Source organism: Geomonas agri (assembly GCF_020179605.1).
GTDB lineage: Bacteria > Desulfobacterota > Desulfuromonadia > Geobacterales > Geobacteraceae > Geomonas > Geomonas agri.
This window is the reverse complement of sequence record NZ_JAINZO010000001.1, coordinates 1-20,205: the sequence shown is the minus strand read 5'-3', so window position 1 is coordinate 20,205 and position 20,205 is coordinate 1. Positions and strand designations below refer to the sequence as shown.

Genomic DNA, 20,205 nt, shown 5'->3' with positions numbered 1-20,205 from the left:
CTATCTCCTTATCACGGCTTGGGAACGATATGACACTCTTCGCAAGCGCGCGACGCAAAGGGTGCATGGACCGAGCTCTTGAAAAACTTCGGATCCTTGGACGCATGGGGGTCGTGACAGTCCATGCAGTTCATCACGGATGCCTCAATACCGATGTGCGCCTTAACAAAAGGTGCTTTAGAGGCATCATGGCACTGGTCGCACGTTGCACCCACTTTCGATGCCAACAGTTTGGCGTTCCCAGCATAATGCGGCTTGTGGCAGTTCAGACAGTCCTGCTGTGCCGGGTTGTGCGGCTTCTCCTTGGTCATCTTGGCCTCAATATCCTTGTGACAGGTGTAGCATAGGCCGGGCCCCTGGGTTACCAGCAGGTTTTTCAATTTGGCCTTGTGAGGGTTGTGACACATGGAACAGTTCCCCTCGGTGAATGGCTTATGCGTGGACACCGCCTCCTTAAGCCCCTTGTAGGGCTCGTGGCAGCCGGCGCATACCTGGACCTGCGGTTTTACCAGCATCCCGGCGGCATTGCTGGCGTGGGCGTCATGGCAGGTCATGCACTCGCCCCCCTTGAACGGATCATGGTTGGTGCCGCCGGTTTCGGCCGTCATCATCTTCTCATGGCAGGTGCTGCAGAGTTTCGGGCCGGCGGCCTTAAGAAGCTTTGCCTCAGCGCTGGCGTGCCCCTTATGGCAGGAAAGGCATTCGCCGCCAACAACCGGCTTGTGAGTGTAGGTCTTTTTAAAATTAGTTTCCGAATCCGAGTGGCAGGAATAGCAGAGTTTGTCTACGCGGTCCACCGCCATGGCAGTGAAATTGGAGCCGTGCGGGTTGTGGCACGACTGGCAATCGCCCCCCTTGAAGGGTTCGTGAACCGTTTTGCTCTTTAAAGCGTCCTTGGTATTGGCATGGCACTCATTGCACAGATCAGCGCCCTTCTTGTTGACCAGGCCCTTGAAAGCGGCGGCATGCGGCCTGTGGCACGACAGACAGCCCTTGGCATCCCCCATCGGTGCGTGCTTGTAGGCCATCGTCTCGGCCTTGGCCTTATGACATCCGTAGCAGAGCTTATTGCCGTCCTGGGACATCAGTTTGGCATACTCGGAGGTATGGGGATTATGGCAACTTAGACATTCACCGCTCTTGAAGGGGGCGTGCTGGACGGTTCCGCCCGCTGTGAGCGCGGGCATTTCATGGCACTGCAGGCAAAGCGCCGATCCCTTCTGGGTCACACTAAAGGGTGCCGCCGAGTTTGCCGCGGCATGACACCCGTCGCACCCTTGTGTGGCAACGGGGTTGTGAACACTCTGCTTGAGCAGTTTCGGCTGGTTCGAGGTATGTGGGTTATGGCAGCCGGTGCAGACCTTGCCTTCCACCGGGTAGCCACCGTGGGCCTTCGTGAACGCACTGGACGACTTGTCGTGGCAGCCCAGGCAGAGGGCCGGTTCAGCCTTGGTCAGCAAATAACGTTCGTCCGAGCTGTGGGCGCTGTGACAAGTCTTGCACCCCCCCTTGCGCAACACCTCATGGACAAATTTCTTCTCGAAGGCTTGCTTTTTATGACAGCTGTAGCAGACGTCATTTCCCTCTGCCATAAGCATGGCGGGTGCCTGCGAGCCATGGGGGTTGTGGCATCCCGAACATTTACCCGACTTGAGCGGCACATGGACGAATTTCCGGTTCAGCCCCACCTTGGCCGGGGCATGGCAGTCCAGACAGATCTGATTGCCATCCTTCTTGAGCAGCAGTTTGGGCACTCGACCATGGCGGAGATGGCACCCTTCACACTTTTTCTCCTTGACGATCGTATGGAGGTTCTTCATGGAAAAGTACTTGGCTTCGAATTTCGTGTGGCAGTCCAGACAATCCTTGCTGGCCATTTTTTTGGCGGCATAGCTGTCGGACGCGACCCAAGGGAGCATGCCGCCACAGACAAGCAGCATGACCAGTGCCATAGTCCCGACCCGCAAGTTCTTCAACGTGTTCATGGTTTCTCCTGTTGGGTGAAGTCGGCGTATACCGTGACTTCCGAGGCTTTCCTCAGTTTTGTGGACCAGGATTCAATATTGTCATTGAGTTTCATGTATGACACCTTTTCCCTGATCACACCCTCGACCGTCTCGTACGGCAGAGGTGCCGGCGCCTGGTAATCAACCACCGCTAGAACATAGCCAATGGTGCCGTCGACAAATGGCCGGTAATCGCCCTTGGCACTGCCCGAAAGTGCCTGCTTCATCTTGGCCGGCAGTTCATCCAGGGCAACGGGGTTCCCTTCGAAAAATGCCTCATACCGCGTACTGATGGAATCCTGGCCTTCTGCATTCGCCTTGTACCATTTGAAATCTGTGCCGGTCCGCAGTTTGTTTACCGCTTCCTCGGCCTTTTCGGGGCTATAAAAGGCGATGGCATCCAGCAGATAGGAAGCTGGACTGATGAAATCCTTGGCATGCTCGGTGTAATAGGCCTTTGTCTCGTCCCGTGTAATCGTCACCTCAGGCACCACAACCTTCTGCATGAACTGACCGAACAGGAGGGTGTCCTCTTTGCTCTTGACCTTGTTGTGATACTCCTCAGTCTGGTCTATTCTCCGCAGTCGGGCTTCCTTGTCGATCACGATCCCGCTGAGTATCTCCTCCAGGATGGCATCTTTCTCCTTGTTCACCTTCTTGCTCTCGATGGCCCGTTTAACGCCGTGGAAAAACTTGGCAGACACCGCATCCGAAAAGTCCGCAACGGTAAGCGGCTTTTCCCCCTGGATCTCGGCGATAACACGGTTGTCCTTCAGAAGTTTCTCAAACGGGATCTTCTTGTTTTCATAATCCAGTGTTTTGTACAATTTTTTCATTTTGACGTATTTTTTGACCAGCGAATCGTTGAACTTCTTCAGCGCCGCCACCCGCCGCTGCGAGGTCAGTTCCTGGCGGACCTGTTCGACCATCTTGGGATCGTCCTTGGTGCGGATCTCTTCTACGCGGTATATAACGTACCCTTTTTCTATGGCAACAGGCTTCCCGGTATCACCGACTTTCAACTTCTCCAGTGCAACCAACATGGTCGGGTCGATGGCATCCCTCGCTATGAACTCCTCGACATTGCCTCCCTTTTTGCCGCGTCCATCGCTGACAAAGCTGTCATAGACCTTGTCAAAGGGATTGCCCGCCTTAATCTCCGCTTCAAAGGCCTTGACTGTGGAGAGCTGCCCGACGACCAGCGATTTCAGGCGCCATTCCATGGAGCGTTCGCGCGCAATCCTTGCAACATCCTTCTCATCGGCAGCAATATCCTTGACTTGTTCGTTCAGGAGCGTGTCCCGCAGGAGCTGCTTTTTGAACTCGTCCATGGCAGGTTTGATCTGTTCATCCTTGTCCAATCCGATATTCCGTGCTTCCTGGACCATCAGGCGCACGTTGACCAGGCGCTTGAGCACATCCGCGAAATTCTTTTTAGGGGCGGCCTGCTCCGTGCCCATGCCAGAGTGGATCATACCAATGGCGGATTTGAGGTCTTCGAAGGTAATAATGTCGTCGTTGACCACAGCCAGAGGGGTCGAGGAGAACTTGGGTGACAGTAGTGGTGCATTCAGCCGTATAGTGACAGTATCGGGTTTGGGAGCCGGGGCTTCAGCCACAGCCGGGGAAGGCGCTGCGGAGTTGCCGGAAGTGGTTTCGGCGGCCGGTTTCACCCCGGAGTTGACCGGTGCCGGGGCTGCCCCCGGTGCCACACTGCCCAGCTGGGTATCGGCGGCCATAGCCAGTGAAGCGTAAAGTAGAAGGGAAAGAAGGGACAGGGATACACGGGACTTGAATTTCATGATTCCTCACTTAGGCCTTGATTTTAATGCTGTCCGTCATTTCGCAACAGTACTCTCATTCATGCGTTTCACCAGCGACTGTGCCATCCGGTCGGTCAAGACGCTGGCTGTGCTGATCTGCCCAGCATCAAAGAAAAACACCCCGTCCCCCCCCTCATTACGGCTGCGGGAGTACCAGAGTATCTTTCTGCTGTCCCGTTCGAACATCTGTATGGAAAATTCTACCTTGGGAATCTGGCCGCTCGAGCCGGATTCTAGATAATCAAAAACCTCGCCGTTGACTATCAGCTCCACGCCCAGACTGTTTGCTATGGCATCGATATTTGCGTTCGAAACGCCACCGCTCATAATGATGCGAAGGTTCAGCATCTTATCACGAACAACACCAAATTCAAGGATTTTGTGCCTCCTGTCGAGGACCAGTTGCTTGGCCAGATGCAGCGCAACCACCTCTGCTCCATGCTTGCGCGTGCTATAGTCCGGAAACGGGACGATGGCGAGGGATCGCAACTGATCACTCAGCACATCGCCTGAGCTGTACATCCTTTTCGGCCCGTACCGGGGCGGGATAAGACCACCGACGGAGAACCACAGCCGTTTCCTCGCTTGTTCATCGGCCAGCATGCGCGGTTCAGTCCTCATTGCGGCAGCCAGGTCCGAGATCGTGAACGGCTTGTTCTCGCGCACCTCCCTTGCGGAGACTATTGGCGCGCGCTCCGGGGGATTGATGATGTAATCCCGCAGGGACGTCTCCAAGTACTCAAGAGCCATGCCCCTCAGTCGGACCGGGTCCTGGATGATCTTCAGCCCCAGGAGTCCGGGAGTATCCTCGCCCGTTTTGGCATAACTGTCCATCCAGGCGATTTCAGGCAGCCCGGCAGTGCTGACCAGACGTGCTATCAGGGCAATGCGTGGCGGCGATTGATCGTTGTACAGTTCCAGGCTGGTGATCAGGACCGCGTCGGCTCCAACTTCATCCCTCAGGGCGGCTGCCGTCGCTTCGTCAATGCCCCCCACGTAGCGCACCCAGTGGCGCTCAAAAAAACGATCCAGGGTTTTGGGGTCCACAAGCCTCGCCCCGGCACGCTGCAGCGTGACCGCCAGCTCGTCGTGCAGTTCCCTGAGCGGGGCCGGCGCCCCGCTCAGGTTTTCGATCGGGTACACCGCTATCCGTGGCCCCCAGGAGGGCGCCGCGGAACTGAAACGCTCAATGACGGGCGCGGGATAGGAGCAGCCGGCAGCCAAGCAGCAGCCGAACGTCAGCACGGCGCACATCAGCGCAGGGCGGAGAACCTTACAAGCCGTGTTGTGCACGATAGCACTCAGACAACCAGACATGGCAATCCCTGACGGTCGGGGCGACTCGAGCCCCTACTCGAACATTTTGTTGATAAGGTCATTGACCGCTTTCTCCGTCACATCATTAAGCGGTTTCCCGCCGCCGCCGAAAAGCTTTTCCGTGATGCCGATGCCGCCTTTGGCGGTGCTTGCCGACCAGACCACCCGCCCGGTCTGCCCCTCTGCCATCTGGAGGCTGAGCGAGATAACGTCGGCAGAGGCATTTCCGGACCGTACATCGCCATACTCGCGAACAATCCCGGTGATGACGGCATCGGCCTTGAGTGCCTTGGCCAGCTTGACCACATCCTCGGACGAGGGTGTCGCGACGTTGGTCAGCCCGATACTGCCGATGGCCCGGGCGACCTCGCCTACAGGCAGCGAATAGATGGCCCCGGTAGCCATGAGCGAGGTCGTGAACACGTCTCTCACCCGCTCTGAAGCCAACTGGTCGCGCGTAAGGTTGCCGAACGGCATCACCGCCACGGTTTTGATCGAGCCAAAATCCATTGTTGCGTCGCGGAACGTATCCCCCGTTGTCGCACATCCGCCGAGTACCATCATGAGAAGCCCGGCCAAGGCAGTGAATAGCCACCCGACCGGGTTTCGCCGCCGTTTATCGTGTTGCTGTGTCATGGTGACTCCCCCTGCGTAGAAAATGATGCTCCGAAGGTTAACTTACCCAGCATATAGGAATGGTCCTTATAGGAGCTAAGCATGATTAATCTGCGTCCGCCTTCGGACGTCACAGCAGCATGGGCTAAGCACCGAAGAGCCGTGCTTCGCCCATGTATTCCCTGCCGGTTATGCTGAATTCTACAGTTAAAAGCTGGCCCGCAACGAACCGGATAAGCTCTCAACATCGTCGTTTTGCGCTGGCCCCGCGGAGGATGAGATGAGGTACGAAATATCCAGGTACATCCCGGTCCTGATGGTCACATGTGCTGAAGTAGTGAATATTTTGTCCTTGGTGCCGTCTGCCTGGAGCCCTTCTCGGTAGGACGTATTCAACTGCAGGGCGCCATCCCTGAGCGGGGCCCATGCCCCACCGATGCTGTTGGTCGTCTGGGTTTTTTGCGCTGTCTGGGCGTTGATGCCGAAGGTGGCGAACAGGTATATCGTCTGGAGCGGGTTGTAGGTTATCGCAGCATCAAACGAGCGGTTATGAGTCCTGGCGGTGTCTGGGCGCGTATCGCCGCCCGAAGACCATCCCTCCTGGTCGGAGGTGCTGAAATTGATGCTCATAGTCTGGTGAGGCAATAGGTTGAGCCCCAGGGAGGTTGTCACCCCCTGCTGGTCTTTGCCGGTGTTGTCGCTGGTCAGGCTGCCGTTGATATTCAGCCCCAGATTTATGTTGCGGTACAACTCGGCGTTGCCTGACAAGCCCAGCGACTGGGTGGTCTTGCTAGTTGTATCCGATTTGTCCTGGCGGGCGCTGTAGTTCATCGTGCCGCTCAAGGTGGGCAGTGGGATTGCGGCAAGGGACACGGACAGGGAGGTAGAGGAGTCGCTGGTGTTGCTGGAAGGATTGACGCTGTCCAGGCGGGCCAGTCGAGCGCCGGTGTTCAGGGTCGGGCTGATGGTGTGGTAGAAGCTCAGGCCGTTGGTCAGGGAGTAGCGGTAAACAAATTGACTGGTGTCAGACTTGGAGTGCTGCAGATCGAAGGAACCGTCGTAGGTCAACGTCGGGACATCCCACAAGCGCGCTCTGAGATTCAGGTTGTAAGACCCAGATAGCTGGGACGACGACCGGCTGGATCCCGGCGTGACAATGGTGTTCTGATCCTGGTAGAAGCCCAGCAGCGTGGTGACTGTCAACTTCTGCAGGGGGCCATCCGAAAGAACAATGTTGCTGACCGGCAGGATCTCAACCTTGATGAAATTGGCAGCAGTGGCGGCATTCTGCAACTGCAGTTCAAAGGCCGGACCGGTGGTCGTCGCACCGGTAGCCGGATTGACGATATCGACCGACTTGAAAGCAAAATTCGTGGACCCCGTCCACTGCCTCCAGTCAGAACCATTCGAACTGGTGTACACGGCGATCCTGTTGCTGGCAAAGGCCAGCCCGATTTTGGCATAGTCATCCGCTTTCATGCCGAGGTCCGAGGTCAGATCGCGGCCGACCGTCGAGGTGAAGGAGGGGCTCACCAGGAGCCTGACAACGTTCACCGCGACGCCTAGGCCGGTCTTGGCCCCCACGTTGACGCGGTTGGCGGTGGAAATAGCGGGCGAACTGATCACGACGTTGCCAGGTAGGGTTGGCGACGAAGCGGCAGTACTGAAATCTGGGGTGGTCGTGCTCGAATCGGTGAGGTTAGTGGTAGCGTAATAAAAGGGACCGATGCTCACCGGGGCCAGGATAAGCTGGCTGTTGCTGCCGCCCTTGTTGGTGAAGGTGTTATTCTGGGTCGAAATGTTATAGCTGCTGCTGACAAAGAGCACGTCCCTGAAAAAGGCGTCATTATAATCGGCCCGCAGGCTGTTGGTGAGCGATTTGTTCTCGGTTTCTTTCATTTGGTCCGTTGTCAAGGTCTGGTTACCAGCGTAGCTCAGGTCCAGAGTCATCAGCGGTTTATAGCGACTGCTAAGGGTGTACGATGTCGTGGTGGCATTCAAGGACGTGCGGTTCTCATCGTACCGGTCAAAGGACGTATAGATCAGGCTGAGGGTCGGAAAGTCTACCGGCAGCCAGTTCAGGTTGGCTGAGTACGTGTCCGAGTAGCTGGTCGGCGTGGCGATCCCGTTGGACTTCGCGTCTTCCATACGCCTGGTGAAACCGGCGCCGCCGCTGAACAAGCCGCTGGAATAGGCCAGATCGATGTGCGGAGAAATGCGTGAGCTGGTCGAGTGGCTTTTTGTCGGCCCGTCGGTGGATGCGGGATCGGTTATATTGGAATCACCCTGGTTGAACTGAGCGTTTGCCCCCATCGCCATACGGAGCGTGGAAGTCAGGGTCTTGTCGATCTCCAGGTTGTAGCGCTGGGTGAAGTTGGATGACTTCTGGCGGGTGCTGCCGGTCACATCGCTGGTATCGATTTTGGACGTTCCGAAATTGTACTCCAGATAGCCAGAGATCCCCTCCGCTGAGGCCGGGCACGGCAAGGCAAGCAGGAGGGACAGCAGGAGCGCGGCATGAACCCGGCCTATCAGCGCATGTCTGGTCAGCATGGTCGTCCGCACCTCATAAACGCTCGCCGAAGATTACAGCACAGTATGGATCGGCTCCGGTATCGACCACGCCGCGCTCCTTCTTGCTGACCAGATTGATCAAGCGGATCAGTCGGTTGCGGGGATGCAGCGCCAGCAGGTTGTTTTCCTCCCCGTCAATGGTCATGTAATTGACCCCGCCGTCCGCTCTCAGGAAATTGACCGGCATAAGTGAAGAGGGGTCGTAGACATCGATGATCCCACCGAATCTGGTGGCGACATAGAGCAGATCCGTGGCCGAATTTACCTTTAGGGCGCTGACACCACTGCCGGCGTTGATCCGCCTGGTTATCGACAGGGTGTCAAGCGAGATTTCCAAGATGTTGGGAGTCATGCCGTGAGCAACATACAGCCGGTCCCCTTTGCGGTTGAATTGTCCGTAAACGGGCGCTGATTCGGTTGGGATGGTCGCGGCCACCTGCCGCGTCGCCAGATCAATAACCGTAATGCTGTTGGAGAGTCTGTTGAACACAAACGCCCTGCGCCCGGAACGGTCCATGATCAGGAACTCCGGCCCGATGCCCGTTGGCAGACGGGCAACCTCGCTCAGGGCCTGGATATCGATGATGCTGGCGCTGTTGGAGCCGGTGTTGGCGGTCACGGCCGTTTTCCCGTCGGCGGAGAGCCCCACGAAACTGGGTTCATCGCCTGGGTTAAGCCTGATGCGGTCGGTGAAATCATTTTCCTTGACGTCGAACACAGCTAGGACATTCTGCCCCGACAGAGCCACATAGGCCCGCATCAGGGTTTGGTCCAGGGCAATGCCCGACGGGCCGGGGCCGGTTTCGACCACCCCCCCGACCCGGGCCGATCGTCGGTCAAACACCGTGATGGTGTTATCCCCGCGGTTGGTTACATACCCGGACAGCCCGGGAAGCGGCTTGAGAGGGATCTCTGCCATGAAAGCGGGACTGAATTCAACCCCCTTTACGGACTCGCGGTAATTGAGGTTCAGCGTGACGACAGCGGCCTTGCCATCCCTGACGGAGGCATCGATTTTTACCTCGGTGGGCCTGTCCTGCACTAAAAGTCGCATAGCGCCCGTCTCGCCCGACAGTTCGGCGTGCTTGACCGTGAATGCCAGGCCGACATAGCGGCCAGCCGGAACAATCCCTTGGGCAAACAGCCGCTGCCGACGCAGATCAGCCTGGGCAAACTCTTTGAACGCCAGCGTGAGGGAGACTGTCAGGCCGTCGTCTCGGATGGCGGCAACATCGGTAACGGCAAAGTGCAGCTTTGCCGCTTCTTGGGACAACGGTTCGCAGTACAGGAACAACTCCCCCTGAGACGGGGCAAGCAGCGGCTTCGCTGCCAGGCGGGTCTGGGCACAGCCGGAACAGAACAGCAGCAGTGCTGCGGCAATCAGCAGGAATCTGGTGGACATAGTCGTTCTCCCGGCATGCCGAAGGGGATTACCATTGTTTCAGACACAGCAATTGATCTAATTCATGCGCTTGTTGAGGACAATCAGGCGCCCGCCAGCGAATGATTGACACATGCCATGCCCCTACGGAAAAGTCCCGCTCTGGTGGCACTTGTAACACAACGGGTTCTGGTTGTACGCAAAAAAGGAGGCGGGAATGTTGTCGTACGCCGCCGTGGCCTCCAGATCGGACCTCCCCTGCCCATAGGGCTGGATATCACCCGTCTGTGAATATTTGCCAGCGTACACGATGGAGGGCGACCGATTGTTCCAGCGCATGGAACCGTCCCAGCCGCTGGCGTGGGCTCGGTGACAGGAGAGACACATCACCTGCGGGGTGCCGTCGCTGAGCGACGGTCCTTTGGTCGGTGTCGTGCCCGCGATCGGTTTGAGTACCAGCCGGTAATCGGCCGAGCCGATTTCAAAGGGCACCAGCGATAGATAGGCATTGCTCTCTGTGCCGGTCAGGTCGCCATCCTTGACATACTGGTCGTACCATCCCGCAATGACCGCGCCCAGGGTGCCGCTCGTGACGCCCGTGCTGCCGGCCGGGTGTTTGAGGGAGGTGGGTACCGCATCCGTATGAATGGTGGCATGGCAGTTGCGGCACCACTCCGACATGCCCGCGCCGTAGGCGACCCTAGTCTGAGTGACGTTTTCGGCGCGATTGTACACGTCGGCCGCTATCGCTGCGGGAGGGTTATTTGCAAAGGCGTTTGCCGGTCCCAGGGATTTCGGGTAGTAACCGCTCCCCCCCAGCAGGCGGTAGACCCCGACAGCGCTCATCGCATTGGGGTCAGCGCTGCGAACCAAGGAGCCCGACCCCGTGATCGGTACGCCAGAGGTGGTGATACTGCCGTCCATGAGGCGGCGGTACTTGCCGTGCGGGTCGTGGCAGCTGATGCAGGACATGGAGGCCGCCGGATACGTGCCGCCGGGAGCCGTCGGCTTGTCATAATCCATGTCATAGCCGTAGTCAATGGAAACGATATTGTGGCCGTGCCGGTTGCCGGGGCTTTGCTGGATGGTAGAGGAACCAAGGGCATTGAACCAGGTGTAGGTCTTTTTGAGCCAACCGAAATCACCGCCCGGGGTCATCTGGCGGGGTGGTGAACCGGCCGGCATATCGATGGCGGCCGTGCTGACATGATACGAGGTGGGCCCAAGGTCGCCGGTCACCTGATGGCAGTTCAGGCAAACCGAGCTTGCGTCGTTTCCCTTAAGCAAGTAACTGCCTGTCGTGCCGGCCTGGCTGTTGGGTTGCCCCCCCTGAGAGTTGTGGATGGAGTGACACCCCTCGCACTCTGCCACGCCGCCCCGGTGGAAGGCCTGGACAGGAGCGCACAGCACCAGGGCCGCTAGGACCGCCAAAGCGGCTCGGATTCCTGGAGCGAGGATAGTGCATACCCTGTTCAGCGTGATTTGAGGGTTCGACATATGGCAGCTCTTTCCCGAGAAATCGCTTGAGAAAATTCCGTGGTAGTTTATCCCAAACTGGTGCAATTTTACAAGAAGAATACGAAGAAAAGCATACTTTAACCTAATCAGGCTCCACCTTGGAACTCCGAGTGAGAAAAAAGCGGTTTTCGATTGGGAAAGGAGGTTTTTTTTGACGTCGCATGTGCAGAAATGAACGTCTCCAAGAGAAAATTAATTATAAAAGGCAGCACCCTTCCCGGAATGCCTCTTATGTTCCTCGAAGTCCCTTAAAAATCTATACACCAAGGGCTTGTTGCCTTTAACGATTACGAGACCGTCTGCGTTCTTCTTCCCAGTTTCATCGGTGAAATCTATGGAACCTGTAATCAGGGTATTCCGGTCTATGATGAATGCCTTACTGATAGCAATGGTGTGTTCTGAATCAGTATATGTAGGTATGTCGGCACGGGATACGAAGTCATCTGATACGAATGGAGCACTGCGCTGGCTTGAGTCCAGTACGGCTTCTATCCTGACACCGCGTTTGCGTGCTTCTATGAGTGCATGTGCTATCGGTTTGGATATGAAAGAATATGCCTGGACTAGGATCTGGGACTTAGCTGAATTGATCTCTTTGGCAATGGCCTCAACACCCCCTTCATCAGTTGGGAAGGAAACGACTAGAAGTTCAGCAGTTTTTTGGGAGGCACTAAAGCAGGGGATAGTGAGGATAATGAATACAACACAGACTAAAATGACAGAACGGCACATCGTGAAGCTCCCATGATGATGGAGGCTGTTACTTCTAGCATACTACCTAAGAAATTTGAAGGCTTTTTGTGCGAAATGGGCAGCCTGTCTGAAGGTCATGCCCATGAATTGCAGTCCGATCTTGGACGGTTCCAGGCGGGCGACCCGACTGGTATATCCCACCGGAACCTTAGTCGGTTTGGCGGCGAGGAATAGCCCGCACAGATCGCATGACGGAAAGACGCTAACCCGAACGTCCTGCAGGCAGACCATGGGCGCCGGACAGGGAGATATTCTGCATTCGGCAGCGGCACCTGATGTCCCGTGGGACAGGAAGCAGGTGCGTTCGTGATTCATTCGCGTTCCGTTCCGCTGGCAGTCAGAAAAGACCGTTTCTTTTCGTGTCGGGGCAACGTGAGGGACATGGTATTCGCTCCAGAACATCCTTCCGAAAATGCGGATCTACACTGCCACCTTTAAACTGCCTTGAAAAAAAGGCCGGGGATTTCTCCCCGGCCAAGATGCTTCATGCTGTTGCAGTAAATGCCAGGTTCAGGCGATTAGTCTTTGGCGTGGCACTTATTGCAGTAGTTACGAGCGTAAGGACCGAATGCGGTGGCAGGACGGCCGTTGTAAGCTGCCGTCTGCTGAGCAACGCTCAGGCCGAAGTTGATCTTGTTTTCCGTGGTGCTGGAGTCATACAGTGCTGCGCCGGCGGCGTCGGCAACAGTCATGAACTCGTTGGACAGGTTGTAGCGGGCCATGCTCTCGAAACCGGAAGCGTGGGCGCGGTGGCAGGAGAGGCAGTTGACGTTGCTGGTGCCAGCAGTAGCTGCAGTCGGAGTAGTCGGGAATGCCTTCAGGATGGTGTAGTCGTTGGTGCCGATCTCAAACGGAGCCACGGCGCTGTAGTTGGCGCCAGTGCCGGTCATAACGCCGGAGGTTACGTAGGCAGCGTAATTGGCGGCGATGGCTGCGGTCAGTTTGGCGCTGTTGCCGGCCGGGTGGACAAGGCCTTTCATGCCGGAGGTGTAGCTGTTCTCAAGCATGGCGGTGTGGCAGTTGGCGCAGTACTCGGACATGCCCTGGCCGTAAGCGACGAGGTCAGGCTGAGCTGCTCCGGCGGCACTGACGCTGGTGGCTGCTTTATTGTAAGTTGACTGGGCAACTGCGTCAGGAGCCGGCTTGGCGAAGGCATAGGAACCAGTCAGGGATTTGGGCTGATAGCCTACGCCACCCAGGATGCGGTAGACGCCGACTGCAGACACGCCGGAGATCGGGGCGGCGCTGGAGGTGTAGGAACCGGAAGCGAAGATCGGCAGGCCGGTGCGCTTCTGGGTACCGTCAGCAAAACGACGATAAGTGCCGTGCGGATCGTGGCAGGAGGAGCAAGCCAGGTTGGCCGCCGGGTAGGTGCCGCCAGGAGCGGTAGTCAGGGTCTTGTCAGCGGTGTAGCCAAAGTCGGAAGCAACGATGTTGTGGCCGTGGCGATCGCCGTCGAAGGTGGCAGCTGCACCGCGGATGGCGTACGGCATGGTTTTTTTCAGCCAGGCAAAGTCGCCGCCCGGGGTTAACTGCACCGGAACAGTGCTGTCATTCGGTCCGATTGCGTTGCTCGGGGTAGAGATGTGGTAGCTGCCCGGACCAGCTTCGTGGCAGTTCAGGCAGGAGCCGGACTGATCGTTGGCTTTCAGCAGGTAGGGGCCGGACTCGTACTGGGGCAAACCGGTGGCGTTGGCGGAACCTTCGAACGAGTTGTGCATCGAGTGGCACCCTTCGCACTCGGCGACGCCGCCGGAGTGGAACGCGAATGCTGCCGGTGCGCTGATCAGAAGCGCTGCTGTTGCGAGTACTGCAATCTTGGTTTTCATGTGCTTCCTCCTGTGTTGTTTCCCGCCTTGCGGCTGGGTACTCTGTGAAGAGTAGTTGGTTGACAGATGGCTTCGATTTAGGGCCGATTGCTTCTAAAGTGCGTTGCGTACGCTGTTTGTGATTGACATTACACGCAGCGTGCCAAAACGTGATGCCAGCAAAAAAATGAACACAACATTACGGTATGATTACGAAAATGTCATATTTGTCAGAACGCTGACCGGGCAGGTTTCGGGATATGGTGACGCTGCTTTGCGTCATAGCGCTGAATGACGCCAGTGAAATAACCGAACGAAGAAAAGCCGGGGGCAATTCCCGGCCTTCTGCGTTCATCATCTGCGTAAGAGCGACAGTCGGGTCGTCAGTTGTCCCGGGGTCCGGGGGACCAGTCGCCTCCAGTAGGGAGCAAGATGCGTACAGATACGATACTGGCAAAGCAGGTGAAGCATGTTTTGCCGATGCGGATAAAAAAAGGCCGGGGATTTCTCCCCGGCCAGGTTGCTTCATGCAGTTGCAGTAAATGCTAGATTCAGCCGATTAGTCTTTAGCGTGGCACTTGTTGCAGTAGTTACGAGCGTAAGGACCAAACACGGTGGCAGGACGGCCGTTGTAGGCATCGGTCTGCTGCTGGACGCTCAGGCCGGCGTTGATCTTGCCTTCCGTGGTGCTGGAGTCATACAGGGCGACGCCGGCGGCGTCGGCAACAGTCATGAACTCGTTGGACAGGTTGTAGCGGGCCATGCTCTCGAAACCGGTAGCGTGGGCGCGGTGGCAGGAGAGGCAGAGTACGTTGTTGCTGGTGCTGGCTGCGGTCGGAGCAGCCACGAAAGCCTTCAGGGCGGTGTAGTCGTTGGTGCCCTGCTCATACGGTGCCAGAGCGCTGTAGCCGACGGTGCCGGTCATGATGCCGGAGGATACATAGGCATTGTAGTTGCCAGCGATTGCTGCGGTCAGTTTGGCAGCGTTGCCGGCCGGGTGGACAAGGCCTTTCATGCCGGAGGTGTAGCTGTTTTCAAGCATGGCGGTGTGGCAGTTGGCGCAGTACTCGGACATGCCCTGGCCGTAGGCAACCAGGTCTTTCGAGTTTGCAGCAGTCAGGTCGGCGGATACACCGTTGTAGGTGGACTTGGCAACTGCGTCAGGGGAATCGTTGACGAAGGCGTAGGAGCCGGACAGGGATTTAGGCTGGTAACCTTTGCCGGCCAGCAGGCGGTAGACGCCGACTGCGGACACGCCGGAGATCGGGGCGGCGCTGGAGGTGTAGGAACCGGAAGCGAAGATCGGCAGGCCGGTGGTTGCCTTGGTGCCGTCAGCAAAGCGACGGTATTTGCCGTGGGGATCGTGGCAGGAGGAGCAGGCCAAGTTGGCTGCCGGGTAGGTGCCGCCAGGGGCTGCGGTCAGGGTCTTGTCAGCGCTGTAGCCGTAGTCAACAGCAACGATGTTGTGGCCGTGGCGGTCGCCGTCCATGGTAGTAGCTGCGCCGCGGATGCTGTAGACCATGGTTTTTTTCAGCCAGGCAAAGTCGCCGCCCGGGGTGCCTTCAACGGCGCGGGTGCTGTCGTTGGGGGTAACGTTGGCGGTGGAGATGTGGTAGCCGGAACCGGTGGTGTCAGCGGAGTTGTGGCAGTTCAGGCAGGCACCGGACTGATCCTGGGCTTTCAACAGGTACGGGCCGGACTGGTACTGGGCCATGCCGGTGACGTTGGCGGAACCTTCGAACGAGTTGTGCATCGAGTGGCACCCTTCGCACTCGGCGACACCGCCGGAGTGGAACGCGAATGCTGCCGGTGCGCTGATCAGAAGCGCTGCTGCTGCGAGTACTGCAATCTTGGTCTTCATGTGCTTCCTCCTGTGTTTGTTCCCGCCTGACGGCGGGTTACTCTGTAAAGAGTAGTTGGTTGACAGATGATTTCTTTTCGAGGCCTATTGCTTCAAATGTGGTTTGCATGATCCATGGTGTATGACTCCTGTTATTACAAGCACCGTACCAAACGGAAGCCAGGCGCAAAAAAGCTTGCAACATACTGATATACATCATCATAAATCATGTATCTGCGGGGGTGCAGGCTGCTTGCCAGGAAATTCAGCGCTCTAAAGCCGGCGTATGACGGAGGGGATTGTGGACTTGGCGGAAACAATCAGACTGTAACATTACAAAATAATTACATTTTCGTAATGCTAAATCTCGCTGCGGATGGGATAAGAAATGGCACGGATAAATAGGTATACGTCGTGCAGAGAAAATACTATCTTCAGGATGCCTGCAAATAGTATTATCTGCAGCGAACCCGGCTCGATAGCACACACAGAGGTCTGCTCCTACAGATGAAACTATCCGACAGGTATGACAGTTGCTCCATAAAGACCAGGCTGATGCTTATCTCGGGCAGCCTGCTCTTTATCTTGTTGTGCGCAGGCGCTATGTTTGTGGAACACAGGATCGACGCGAGTTTTTCCCTGCACCAAGAGAAGCGCATCGAAAACAGGTTGGCGACGCTGCGCTTTATTATCGACAGCAGGCCCGACTACCGGGACGTCCTGCAGAAGAACCTGGAATGGGAAACCGCCTATGGTCCCAATCCGGAGATACTGACGCGCATCCTAGACAGTTCGGGCCTCACCATACTTGAATCCGCCGGTATGCAGGATAACATCCCTTCACATTTGTTTTCGCCGGCGACTCTGAAAGGCGGGTATGGCGACGAGGAGATCGTGCAAGCCCCCAACGGCCGCTACTTCCTGCTGGCATCGGAAGTGCACCCCTCCCCACCCAACGACAAGCAGGTGTCTATCCAGATTGCACTTGATGTGACCACGGAAGTTGAGATTGACACAGAAAATCACGAAGTAATATTCCTGCTGCTCCTGGTCAGCATACTTGTTTCCCTTCTGCTCGGATACCTGGTTCTCCGCCAGCAGTTGCGCCCTCTGGATGTAATTGCTGATTTTTCCACACGGGTTACAGCCCCGACGCTTGACAATCGAATCGATTCCGACAACTGGCCGGTGGAACTGAGACGGTTTGCCGCCGTCCTCAATGCCATGCTCGATAGACTGGAGGTCTCCTTCAAGCGCTTGACCGAGTATACTTCAAGCTTGGCTCACGAATTGCGAACCCCGATCACGACTGTCATCGGGGAGGCCGAAGTCGCCCTTTTCAGGGACAGGTCCCCCGAGGAATACCAGCGCGTACTGGAATCCGGCCGGGAAGAATGCTTGCGTGTGTCACGGATTATCGATAATGTGCTGTTTCTGGAGCGCGCTGAATGCGGCGCCATTCCGGTTGAGCAGACCCGGTTCGACCCGGCCGAGGAGATTGGGAACCTTTTCGAATATTACGAGGCGCTTGCCGAAGAACGGTGCGCCACCCTGTCGTGTCATGGCGCGGCAACCCTTGTGGGCGACCCGCACCTGTTCAATCGGGCCGTGAGCAACCTGCTGGCCAATTCCCTCACCTATTCTCCGATTGGCGTTGCAATCGACCTGAGGGTCAGCCAAGTTGATGGGGAAGCGGTTGAAGTGGCAGTCCGTGATACAGGATACGGAATTGCTGAAGAAGATCAGGGAAGGATCTTTGACCACCTCTACCGAGGAGACCTTGCGCGGTCGAACTATCCGTTCGGTTCCGGACTCGGGCTTACGATTGTCAAGGCGATCATGGACCTGCACGGGGGGAGCGTCACCGCTGCAAACCAGCCCGGGAGGGGGACCTGCATCACGCTTCGGTTCCCCTGTATGCCCGCCGCCGGGCTTCAGGACCAATTCAGAAAGGAAGGATGACGTATGCATGTGCTGATTATCGAAGACGAACCCAAAGTAGCGGCGTTCATCAAACAGGGACTCACCGAGTGTGGCTATGTCGCAGATGTCGCCGGAGATGGCGAGGAGGGCCTGCAAATGGCCCTGTCCACTGAGTATGACATGGTCCTGTTGGACCTGATGCTGCCGAAGCGCGACGGCTGGTCGGTCATCGCGGAACTGCGGCGACGTGGGACAGAGACTCCCGTTATAATGCTCACGGCCCTGGACGGGATGCAGGACCGTGTCCGGGGGCTGGAACTGGGTGCAGATGATTACGTGGCAAAGCCATTTGGCTTTTCAGAACTGCTCGCGAGGATCAAAACTGTTCTGAGGCGCGGGCCGACCCTGAAACAGGATGTCCTTCAGGTGGCCGACCTGGAACTCAACGTACACGCCCACCGGGCCACGCGCGGAGGGAAGCGCCTGGATCTCACTCCAAAGGAGTTTGCCTTGCTCTCCTTGTTGATGCACCGTTCCGGGGAGGTTATGTCACGGGTCCGGATTGCCGAGCGGATCTGGAACATACGCTTCGAGACGGAATCCAACGTTGTTGATGTGCATATGCGCCGCCTGCGGGCAAAGGTCGACGACCCGTACGAGGTCAAGCTGATTCACACGGTGCGCGGCTCCGGATATGTTCTTGAAGTACGCCCTGAATGAACCCGCCAGTAAAATAGAACGGACAAAAGGCCGGGGACTCTCCCCGGCCTTTTGCGTTTATCCTCTGCGCAGAGGCGACAGTCGGGTCGTCAGTTGTCCCGGGGTCCGGGGGACCAGTCGCCTCCAGTAGGGAGCAAGATGCGTACAGATACGATACTGGCAAAGCAGGTGAAGCATGTTTTGCCGATGCGGATAAAAAAAGGCCGGGGATTTCTCCCCGGCCAGGTTGCTTCATGCAGTTGCAGTAAATGCTAGATTCAGCCGATTAGTCTTTAGCGTGGCACTTGTTGCAGTAGTTACGAGCGTAAGGACCAAACACGGTGGCAGGACGGCCGTTGTAGGCATCGGTCTGCTGCTGGACGCTCAGGCCGGCGTTGATCTTGCCTTCCGTGGTGCTGGAGTCATACAGGGCGACGCCGGCGGCGTCGGCAACAGTCATGAACTCGTTGGACAGGTTGTAGCGGGCCATGCTCTCGAAACCGGTAGCGTGGGCGCGGTGGCAGGAGAGGCAGAGTACGTTGTTGCTGGTGCTGGCTGCGGTCGGAGCAGCCACGAAAGCCTTCAGGGCGGTGTAGTCGTTGGTGCCCTGCTCATACGGTGCCAGAGCGCTGTAGCCGACGGTGCCGGTCATGATGCCGGAGGATACATAGGCATTGTAGTTGCCAGCGATTGCTGCGGTCAGTTTGGCAGCGTTGCCGGCCGGGTGGACAAGGCCTTTCATGCCGGAGGTGTAGCTGTTTTCAAGCATGGCGGTGTGGCAGTTGGCGCAGTACTCGGACATGCCCTGGCCGTAGGCAACCAGGTCTTTCGAGTTTGCAGCAGTCAGGTCGGCGGATACACCGTTGTAGGTGGACTTGGCAACTGCGTCAGGGGAATCGTTGACGAAGGCGTAGGAGCCGGACAGGGATTTAGGCTGGTAACCTTTGCCGGCCAGCAGGCGGTAGACGCCGACTGCGGACACGCCGGAGATCGGGGCGGCGCTGGAGGTGTAGGAACCGGAAGCGAAGATCGGCAGGCCGGTGGTTGCCTTGGTGCCGTCAGCAAAGCGACGGTATTTGCCGTGGGGATCGTGGCAGGAGGAGCAGGCCAAGTTGGCTGCCGGGTAGGTGCCGCCAGGGGCTGCGGTCAGGGTCTTGTCAGCGCTGTAGCCGTAGTCAACAGCAACGATGTTGTGGCCGTGGCGGTCGCCGTCCATGGTAGTAGCTGCGCCGCGGATGCTGTAGACCATGGTTTTTTTCAGCCAGGCAAAGTCGCCGCCCGGGGTGCCTTCAACGGCGCGGGTGCTGTCGTTGGGGGTAACGTTGGCGGTGGAGATGTGGTAGCCGGAACCGGTGGTGTCAGCGGAGTTGTGGCAGTTCAGGCAGGCACCGGACTGATCCTGGGCTTTCAACAGGTACGGGCCGGACTGGTACTGGGCCATGCCGGTGACGTTGGCGGAACCTTCGAACGAGTTGTGCATCGAGTGGCACCCTTCGCACTCGGCGACACCGCCGGAGTGGAACGCGAATGCTGCCGGTGCGCTGATCAGAAGCGCTGCTGCTGCGAGTACTGCAATCTTGGTCTTCATGTGCTTCCTCCTGTGTTTGTTCCCGCCTGACGGCGGGTTACTCTGTAAAGAGTAGTTGGTTGACAGATGATTTCTTTTCGAGGCCTATTGCTTCAAATGTGGTTTGCATGATCCATGGTGTATGACTCCTGTTATTACAAGCACCGTACCAAACGGAAGCCAGGCGCAAAAAAGCTTGCAACATACTGATATACATCATCATAAATCATGTATCTGCGGGGGTGCAGGCTGCTTGCCAGGAAATTCAGCGCTCTAAAGCCGGCGTATGACGGAGGGGATTGTGGACTTGGCGGAAACAATCAGACTGTAACATTACAAAATAATTACATTTTCGTAATGCTAAATCTCGCTGCGGATGGG

At 57.2% G+C, this 20,205-nt stretch carries 13 protein-coding genes; 2 read left to right on the top strand and 11 right to left on the bottom strand.

The features are described 5' to 3' along the window. Positions 1-11: 11 nt before the first annotated feature. The 10 genes from K7R21_RS00065 to K7R21_RS00020 form a co-directional block, all read right to left on the bottom strand. The gene (locus K7R21_RS00065; RefSeq protein ID WP_224981143.1) at positions 12-1,985 is read right to left on the bottom strand and encodes a cytochrome c3 family protein; all 1,974 of its coding nucleotides are present in this window, start codon (positions 1,983-1,985) and stop codon (positions 12-14) included. After that, positions 1,982-3,808: a peptidylprolyl isomerase gene (locus K7R21_RS00060; protein WP_224981142.1), complete on the bottom strand. Its 1,827-nt coding sequence runs from the start codon at positions 3,806-3,808 to the stop codon at positions 1,982-1,984. The genes K7R21_RS00065 and K7R21_RS00060 overlap by 4 nt, the downstream gene beginning before the upstream one ends. A 36-nt stretch (positions 3,809-3,844) precedes the next feature. Next, entirely contained in the window at positions 3,845-5,146 is a 1,302-nt protein-coding gene (locus K7R21_RS00055; RefSeq protein WP_224981141.1) for a hypothetical protein, read from the bottom strand. 33 nt (positions 5,147-5,179) lie between these two features. Next, positions 5,180-5,782 carry a GNA1162 family protein gene (locus K7R21_RS00050; RefSeq protein WP_224981140.1) on the bottom strand — a complete coding sequence of 201 codons (603 nt, stop codon included), beginning with the start codon at positions 5,780-5,782 and terminating at the stop codon, positions 5,180-5,182. Positions 5,783-5,968: 186 nt separating this feature from the next. Continuing rightward, positions 5,969-8,314: a hypothetical protein gene (locus K7R21_RS00045; RefSeq protein ID WP_224981139.1), complete on the bottom strand. Its 2,346-nt coding sequence runs from the start codon at positions 8,312-8,314 to the stop codon at positions 5,969-5,971. Positions 8,315-8,327: 13 nt separating this feature from the next. Continuing rightward, on the bottom strand, positions 8,328-9,737 hold the full coding sequence (locus tag K7R21_RS00040; protein ID WP_224981138.1) for a YncE family protein: 1,410 nt from the start codon (positions 9,735-9,737) through the stop codon (positions 8,328-8,330). A gap of 123 nt (positions 9,738-9,860) precedes the next feature. After that, positions 9,861-11,147 carry a cytochrome C gene (locus tag K7R21_RS00035; protein WP_318248301.1) on the bottom strand — a complete coding sequence of 429 codons (1,287 nt, stop codon included), beginning with the start codon at positions 11,145-11,147 and terminating at the stop codon, positions 9,861-9,863. A 279-nt stretch (positions 11,148-11,426) separates the two neighbouring features. Further along, complete coding sequence (locus tag K7R21_RS00030; RefSeq protein WP_224981137.1) at positions 11,427-11,966, bottom strand: phospholipase D-like domain-containing protein; 540 nt, start codon at positions 11,964-11,966, stop codon at positions 11,427-11,429. A gap of 539 nt (positions 11,967-12,505) precedes the next feature. Then, complete coding sequence (locus K7R21_RS00025; protein ID WP_224981136.1) at positions 12,506-13,816, bottom strand: cytochrome C; 1,311 nt, start codon at positions 13,814-13,816, stop codon at positions 12,506-12,508. Between the two features lie 538 nt (positions 13,817-14,354). Continuing rightward, a complete protein-coding gene (locus K7R21_RS00020) occupies positions 14,355-15,656 on the bottom strand; it encodes a cytochrome C (protein ID WP_224981130.1) in 1,302 nt (433 codons plus the stop codon). A gap of 486 nt (positions 15,657-16,142) precedes the next feature. On the opposite strand from K7R21_RS00020, the gene K7R21_RS00015 reads away from it, so the two are divergent. Next, positions 16,143-17,597: a heavy metal sensor histidine kinase gene (locus K7R21_RS00015; RefSeq protein ID WP_224981134.1), complete on the top strand. Its 1,455-nt coding sequence runs from the start codon at positions 16,143-16,145 to the stop codon at positions 17,595-17,597. Positions 17,598-17,600: 3 nt separating this feature from the next. Continuing rightward, entirely contained in the window at positions 17,601-18,278 is a 678-nt protein-coding gene (locus K7R21_RS00010; protein ID WP_224981132.1) for a heavy metal response regulator transcription factor, read from the top strand. A gap of 265 nt (positions 18,279-18,543) precedes the next feature. Here K7R21_RS00010 and K7R21_RS00005 read toward each other — a convergent pair whose 3' ends face one another. After that, positions 18,544-19,845: a cytochrome C gene (locus K7R21_RS00005; protein ID WP_224981130.1), complete on the bottom strand. Its 1,302-nt coding sequence runs from the start codon at positions 19,843-19,845 to the stop codon at positions 18,544-18,546. Positions 19,846-20,205 lie beyond the last annotated feature (360 nt).

What these genes read in the sequence shown, in the direction of transcription:
- K7R21_RS00065 (WP_224981143.1), bottom strand. Translation starts at nt 1,985, where the DNA reads ATGAACACGTTGAAGAACTTGCGGGTCGGGACTATGGCACTGGTCATG.
- K7R21_RS00060 (WP_224981142.1), bottom strand. Translation starts at nt 3,808, where the DNA reads ATGAAATTCAAGTCCCGTGTATCCCTGTCCCTTCTTTCCCTTCTACTT.
- K7R21_RS00055 (WP_224981141.1), bottom strand. Translation starts at nt 5,146, where the DNA reads ATGTCTGGTTGTCTGAGTGCTATCGTGCACAACACGGCTTGTAAGGTT.
- K7R21_RS00050 (WP_224981140.1), bottom strand. Translation starts at nt 5,782, where the DNA reads ATGACACAGCAACACGATAAACGGCGGCGAAACCCGGTCGGGTGGCTA.
- K7R21_RS00045 (WP_224981139.1), bottom strand. Translation starts at nt 8,314, where the DNA reads ATGCTGACCAGACATGCGCTGATAGGCCGGGTTCATGCCGCGCTCCTG.
- K7R21_RS00040 (WP_224981138.1), bottom strand. Translation starts at nt 9,737, where the DNA reads ATGTCCACCAGATTCCTGCTGATTGCCGCAGCACTGCTGCTGTTCTGT.
- K7R21_RS00030 (WP_224981137.1), bottom strand. Translation starts at nt 11,966, where the DNA reads ATGTGCCGTTCTGTCATTTTAGTCTGTGTTGTATTCATTATCCTCACT.
- K7R21_RS00025 (WP_224981136.1), bottom strand. Translation starts at nt 13,816, where the DNA reads ATGAAAACCAAGATTGCAGTACTCGCAACAGCAGCGCTTCTGATCAGC.
- K7R21_RS00020 (WP_224981130.1), bottom strand. Translation starts at nt 15,656, where the DNA reads ATGAAGACCAAGATTGCAGTACTCGCAGCAGCAGCGCTTCTGATCAGC.
- K7R21_RS00015 (WP_224981134.1), top strand. Translation starts at nt 16,143, where the DNA reads ATGAAACTATCCGACAGGTATGACAGTTGCTCCATAAAGACCAGGCTG.
- K7R21_RS00010 (WP_224981132.1), top strand. Translation starts at nt 17,601, where the DNA reads ATGCATGTGCTGATTATCGAAGACGAACCCAAAGTAGCGGCGTTCATC.
- K7R21_RS00005 (WP_224981130.1), bottom strand. Translation starts at nt 19,845, where the DNA reads ATGAAGACCAAGATTGCAGTACTCGCAGCAGCAGCGCTTCTGATCAGC.